Below are 5623 nucleotides of genomic sequence, written 5' to 3'. Positions count from 1 at the left end.
TCTTTTGGTGCATAACTGGTGCCGATAAAGTAAAAATGAAGTTGGCTGAATCTTTCCGGCTGATCTTGCCATGCTTCTTTTAGCACATAAAAAAACAGTTTTAAGGCAGGTTGCATATCTGCGCCGCCGCGGCCAACATACACCACATTAAATTTTTTTGGGTCGAATTGAACAGCAGGCGGACAATTATTTTGATTTTTCGCAGCGATTTCAAAATCCAATTCAAAAGCGCCAAAAGGGATTACAGCAGTTGGTTTTGTTTTTAAAGCTGGATAACGTTCCTGCAAAGTTGTAATGTAAGCGGGAGAAACACTAACTAAACCATTGCAGTTTTTCATGGCAATTGGCTCCAAATATTTATGTAAGCGGTACGAAAACCAGTACTTTTTTGGCCGTTCTGACTTTGGTTTGTTTTGATAATACTCTGAATGCCAGGCATCTTGCATGTCAATTACATAAGGGACGCCAAAACGTTTTTTCCAGAAAGCACCCAAAATACAAAGCGGAAATTCTGTGGTAGAAAAGTAGATCAGGTCATAATTTTTTGCCTGTAAAAGAAGCATTACCTTTTTTCGGTAGAACCAAATGGAGCGCAAAGCCAAACTTCCCAAACCAAACTTGGAAGTCCATTTTTTAGAAAAAGCTCCAACTTTATGTATAATACAATTTGAGGGAATGCTTTGCAGCAGCAAATTATCTTTTGGTATTTCCGAACGTTTTTCATCCACACAAACCACTTCAGCTTCCCAGCCAAAATCTTTAAAGTACGATAAACTCATTCTAATTCTTTGACTGTCGGCAGCATTAAAAGGAGGAAAGTAAGGTGAAATGATGAGGACACGTTTCAATTGCTCAAGGTTTCTTCTACAACATTTAAAAATTTAATGCTTTCGGTTTCCCAGTTTAAATTTAACCTTGCGGCGTGGTATGCAGCTTGTTTAGTTTGAAGTAATAATTCAGGTTGATCGATCAATCGTTTTAACACACTTGCCAATTGTTGTGCATTTCCTTTTTCATAACAAAAACCCAAATTTGGGTTTTCATTGATAAATTGTTTTTGTGCAGTTGTATCACTTGCAACAACAGCCAAACCAGCTTGTAAATAAGTAAAAATTTTATTGCTGAGGGCTGCATTGTTGTTAATAGAAAAACCAGGTTCCAAGGCCAAGCCAACATCAAATTGTGCCGCAAAGATTGGTAGTTGATCAGCTTTTACAGGTTGATGTAAAACAATATTCGTTTTATTTTTGATTTGTAATCCAATTACAAGTTCATCCAATTTCTTTTTTGTCTGATTATCCAAAAAACCCAATAGATGTAATTCAATTTGTTCATCTTTTAAAAATTCCAAAGCAGAAAAAACATCCTGCAAACCGCGGTTTAAACCGATACTTTGCGAAAACCAAAACAGTTTTAAAGGTTCGTTTACTTTGGCCACAGGTGGCGATACTTCTTTTACCACCTGAAAAGTGTTAAGCAAAGTTGTAATTTTTTTTGTAGGGAACAACTTTTGGTAAAGTTGCATAATCGGAAAACTGCTTGTTGTTAAATAATCTGTTTGCGGGAAATATTTATCTTCTATAAAAGTATTCAATTGTACATTAATATTTTTAGGGTCATCAGAAACTTCGTTCCGGTGAAAATCTTCGACATCAAAACCACATTTAACTTTGCGTTTTTTTGCCGCTAAAATTGCAACAGGCAAAGCTGCCAAATTATGACCAATGTAAAGATCAGCTTTTGCCCCAACTGCTTTTTTAAACTGCCAGGAAAAATATCGGTTAATGGCGTGTGCAAAAATAAAATTTGATTTTTTGCCCGATAAAAGAAGCATCTTACAAAACTTTTGGATTGCTGCAACTATAAAATTATAAGCTTTTATTTGTTTGTTTTTTAAAGTTCGGTTAAGGCAATCATAAGTCCAACTTGGATTATTATTTAAAATATGATTATCAAAATCAATTAGATAATCCACATATTGGGTAAAGACCAAGTGAACGGCATAACCATTTGCAGCCAATGCCTGTGCTTCTTTAACCAAGCGCGGGTTACTGGCCAAATGACCAGGTGTAACCAAACATATTTTTTTAGTTGGAATTGCTGTCAATCCTGCTTGTAATTTCTTTAATCAATTGTTTTCTAAAACTTGCCCAGGGATAGGAAGCTGCTTTTTCCAAAGCATTTTCTCCCATTTGTAAAAGCTGGTCTTTGTTTTCAACGCACCATTTTAATTTGTCGGCAAGCTGTTCAACATTTCCTGCTTCTAACAAAAAACCATCCTTTCCTTCGGTGATTAAATCTGGCCCGCCTGAATTGTAAGTGGTGATAACAGGAAGGCTTTGCGACATCGCTTCGGTAATTACCATCCCAAAACCATCACATAATGTTGGTAAAACCAGCATATCAACTTGTGAAAAAAGCTGCATTAAACTTTCATGTGGTAGGTTGTCCAAAAACTTTACGTCATCTCCCAAACCTTGCCGTACTTTTATAGGCAACTGGTTGCTTCCAACAAGCCATAATTCTGCTTCATTTTTAAAATTACACTTTTGCCAAGCCTTGTATAATATATGGGTTCCTTTTCTCAAACTTTGATTGCCGGCATAGATAAATATTGTTTTTCTGGTGATGCTTCTTTTATCGGTACTTTTTACAGTTGAAGGAAAACCAAGCGGGACATTTATAATTTTATTTGGATTGATCTGTACATCCGTCAAAGTTTTTTTTGTAAAAGTGGAATTGCAAATGATGTAATCGCAAATATCTAATTCTTCAGTACGGCGTTGATTTCTTCTTTCAGATTTTCGGTCAATTAAAAGGTTTGTTTCTGCATTAATTAATTCGGGATATTGATGAAACTGGTTTTTTGCTATTTTTTCAAAGAAAGAAAAGTGTTGGCTCGGTTGTTCGTAAAATGATTTGATGCCTAAATTTTTTGCTTGTTGCAATGTTGCAAGCGAACAATGTTCGTAGCCATGTATCCATTGTATTTGATTGTTCAATTGCTTGGCAACCCATTTATCAAAAGCCAATTCTCCCCATTCCCATAAAAAATCTGTAATTACCGGTGAGAATGCTTTGCTGGAAACTATCCTTAGCAATTCATATCTTTTGATGCTTTTTACATTTAAACTTTCTATGTTTTTTAACTGCCTTCGTTCTAATTGTTTCTTTACTTGTGGTAAATATTTATTAAAAAGGTTGTTAAAAGGAGTTCGTGGATTTTGGTACAAGGTGGTATAAAACGTATGAAGTATATTGTGTTCCTGGTAAGCTTTTAGCGTTTCCCGTACATGAGGCCCTACGCCCGGATTTGCAATACTGCCTTTCAAGTTTCTATTAATTGCAGGTATTTTTCCCAGGCTTTTAGTTCCAGGGTTTCGTTGTTAACTTGTTCTGCTGGGTAATTTCCTTTTTTAACTTCGGCAATAATCAACGGCAATAGTTTAATAAACGATTCTTTTTTTTCTTCGGGATGTAAAATCCAACTGCCGTTAGTTAGCAAATAGTAATTTTTAAAGCCGTGATTTTTTAGCCGGTCTGTTAAAATAGTTTCAAATGCCGGAGGATAGGTTTTATCAAAAAGTTTTCTTAGCCATACTTCAACCATAAATTTTCCTTGTAAAAAAGGTATGGTTTTCATCAACTTAACCTTGTCAAACAAAGTACAGCGCGTGCTAAACCAGTAAGTTGGGTCTAACTCTAAATTTATTTTCTCGTTGTAATCTGGAGGCGAAGGTCGCGGGGAAACAGCTACACAATCCGAATATTCCTTTAACAGTTCAATGCCTCTAAGCACCCAATCTTTGCCTGGTTGATGCAAAATCATATCGCCATCATACCTCACTAAATATTGTGTTTTACAAATTTCAAAACCTGCAAGATAAGCCGTAATTGGTGCGCCACGAAAATCATGCGTTTCTTTGACCCGGTTATTTAAATATTTTCTGTTTAAATTGATGTTGGTGAAGTTGCTCATATAGATTACTTGATCAACCAAACCCTGATGCTTAAATTCTTGTGCAATTTCTGATACTGTTTTTAGTTTTGCAGTAAATTCAGGCTCTTTGTACCTTTTTTGGTGATCATAAAAATGAGAATACTGCGCTTGTGTATCATCCAAAATTAGGATCACTTCTTTTGCTGTTTTGCGGTGTGCCTTTATTAATGCACCGGCGGTAAAATATGCATAGGCAACATCTCCGGCAGACAAATTAATAACTAAAGTAAGATCAGCAGGCAGCAAACGTAACAATAATTTGGGTTATTAACTGAGGGCTAATTTGTGTAATGGTATCGCCCTTTAAATTGGTAATTACGGCATTTAGTTTTTTAAGTGTGTTAAATACTTGTGCAGGGTTTCCAACTTTGTTAAAATTCATTTCGTGTACTTCAATAAAAAAAGTATAATCTTTTAAATTTTCAACTGCTTTAAAATCTTCTGCCAATATGGTTTCATAACCTTCTACATCAATTTTTACCAATGTTTTTTGTTGATGGTTTTGATTTAAAAGGTCGGCCAGTTTGATTTGTTTGATTGCATTGCCGGTGGCAGAAACATGGCCGGTAACAGAACCCGTTTCGTCAAAATTAATTAAGCCATTTTCCTTTCCAATTACAGAATTTATAATCTGGCATCTGCTTTCTAACTTGTTTAGCTTTAAAGTTTTTTTCAATAAACGATTCGCCATTTTATTTGGATCAACAGCAATGGCTTTTATGCTTGGGTTATGAAGCAAAGTACCAACCGTTATTGCCCCAATATTTGCGCCTATATCTACCAATAAATCATGGGTAAAAGAAGCATTGTAAATTTTGTTTTGTAACTCCTGGTCAAAAGTTTCATAACGGTTTTTACCAGTCCAAGCCCATGAATGTTCAACAGCGTTTAAACAAATAATGCCTTGGTAAAATGCTTGTTTGATTGTTAAGTTTCTGGCCAGCTTTTTGGCAACTTGTCTTAAAAATTTAAATTGATGCAGACTTTTAACTAAGCCCATACTTGTCTTTTTGCTAAACGGAAATAAATATCTTCGTAGTTTTTAACCAAAGCAGTTTCACTAAAACGGGTTTCAGCATCGTGGCGGCAAGCTTTCCTGTCCAATAAATTTAGTTTAGCAACAGCATTTACCATATCCAAAAAAGTATTACATAAATAGCCGTTAGTTCCGTTTATAACAACTTCAGTTGCGGCACCACGGGGAAAAGCGAGGATTGGTGTACCGCAGGCCAAAGCTTCTGCCATTACAATTCCGAAAGGTTCGTTCCATTCAATTGGCATAAGCAAAGCGGCGGCACCTTTAAGTAATTCATTTTTTTGTAAATCATTTACTTCCCCAACGTAGCTAATTTGTTTTTGGTCAATAAAAGGGGCTATTTCCAAGTCAAAATATTCCTGCGCATATTTTGGAATATTTCCTGCAATAATCAATTTCCTACCGGCTTTTTGGGCAACTTTTATGGCTGTGTGCGTTCCTTTTATCGGTTCAATTCTTCCTAAAAAAACAAGCGGCGCATCGGCTGCAATGCTTTCTTTTAACTGATAAGCTGCCATCGAAACCGCATTATAAACCGTGTATGCCGGGGCGAAAGGTTTGATTTGATTGGTGATATAGTTACTGCA

The 5623-nt window shown here is 35.9% G+C and carries 6 protein-coding genes; all 6 read right to left on the bottom strand.

Translation table 11 applies throughout. The features are described 5' to 3' along the window. Positions 1 to 848 (bottom strand): glycosyltransferase (locus Q0192_RS07465; protein ID WP_299288393.1); only part of this gene is annotated, 848 nt, incomplete at its 3' end. Then, entirely contained in the window at positions 845 to 2107 is a 1263-nt protein-coding gene (locus Q0192_RS07460; protein ID WP_299288390.1) for a glycosyltransferase, read from the bottom strand. The genes Q0192_RS07460 and Q0192_RS07465, both read right to left, overlap by 4 nt. Further along, on the bottom strand, positions 2088 to 3332 hold the full coding sequence (locus tag Q0192_RS07455) for a glycosyltransferase family 4 protein (RefSeq protein WP_299288387.1): 1245 nt from the start codon (positions 3330 to 3332) through the stop codon (positions 2088 to 2090). The genes Q0192_RS07460 and Q0192_RS07455 overlap by 20 nt, the downstream gene beginning before the upstream one ends. Further along, positions 3329 to 4255: a hypothetical protein gene (locus Q0192_RS07450; RefSeq protein ID WP_299288384.1), complete on the bottom strand. Its 927-nt coding sequence runs from the start codon at positions 4253 to 4255 to the stop codon at positions 3329 to 3331. The genes Q0192_RS07455 and Q0192_RS07450 overlap by 4 nt, the downstream gene beginning before the upstream one ends. Then, the gene (locus Q0192_RS07445) at positions 4233 to 5000 is read right to left on the bottom strand and encodes an FkbM family methyltransferase (protein WP_299288382.1); all 768 of its coding nucleotides are present in this window, start codon (positions 4998 to 5000) and stop codon (positions 4233 to 4235) included. The genes Q0192_RS07450 and Q0192_RS07445 overlap by 23 nt, the downstream gene beginning before the upstream one ends. After that, on the bottom strand, positions 4991 to 5623 hold a 633-nt coding region (locus Q0192_RS07440), incomplete at its 5' end, for a glycosyltransferase (protein WP_299288380.1). The genes Q0192_RS07440 and Q0192_RS07445, both read right to left, overlap by 10 nt.

Origin of the sequence: uncultured Mucilaginibacter sp. (genome assembly GCF_937859865.1) — a bacterium.
Classification (GTDB): Bacteria; Bacteroidota; Bacteroidia; order Sphingobacteriales; family Sphingobacteriaceae; genus Mucilaginibacter_A.
The sequence above is the reverse complement of the archived record's forward strand: the minus strand, read 5'-3'. Positions and strand labels throughout refer to the sequence as shown.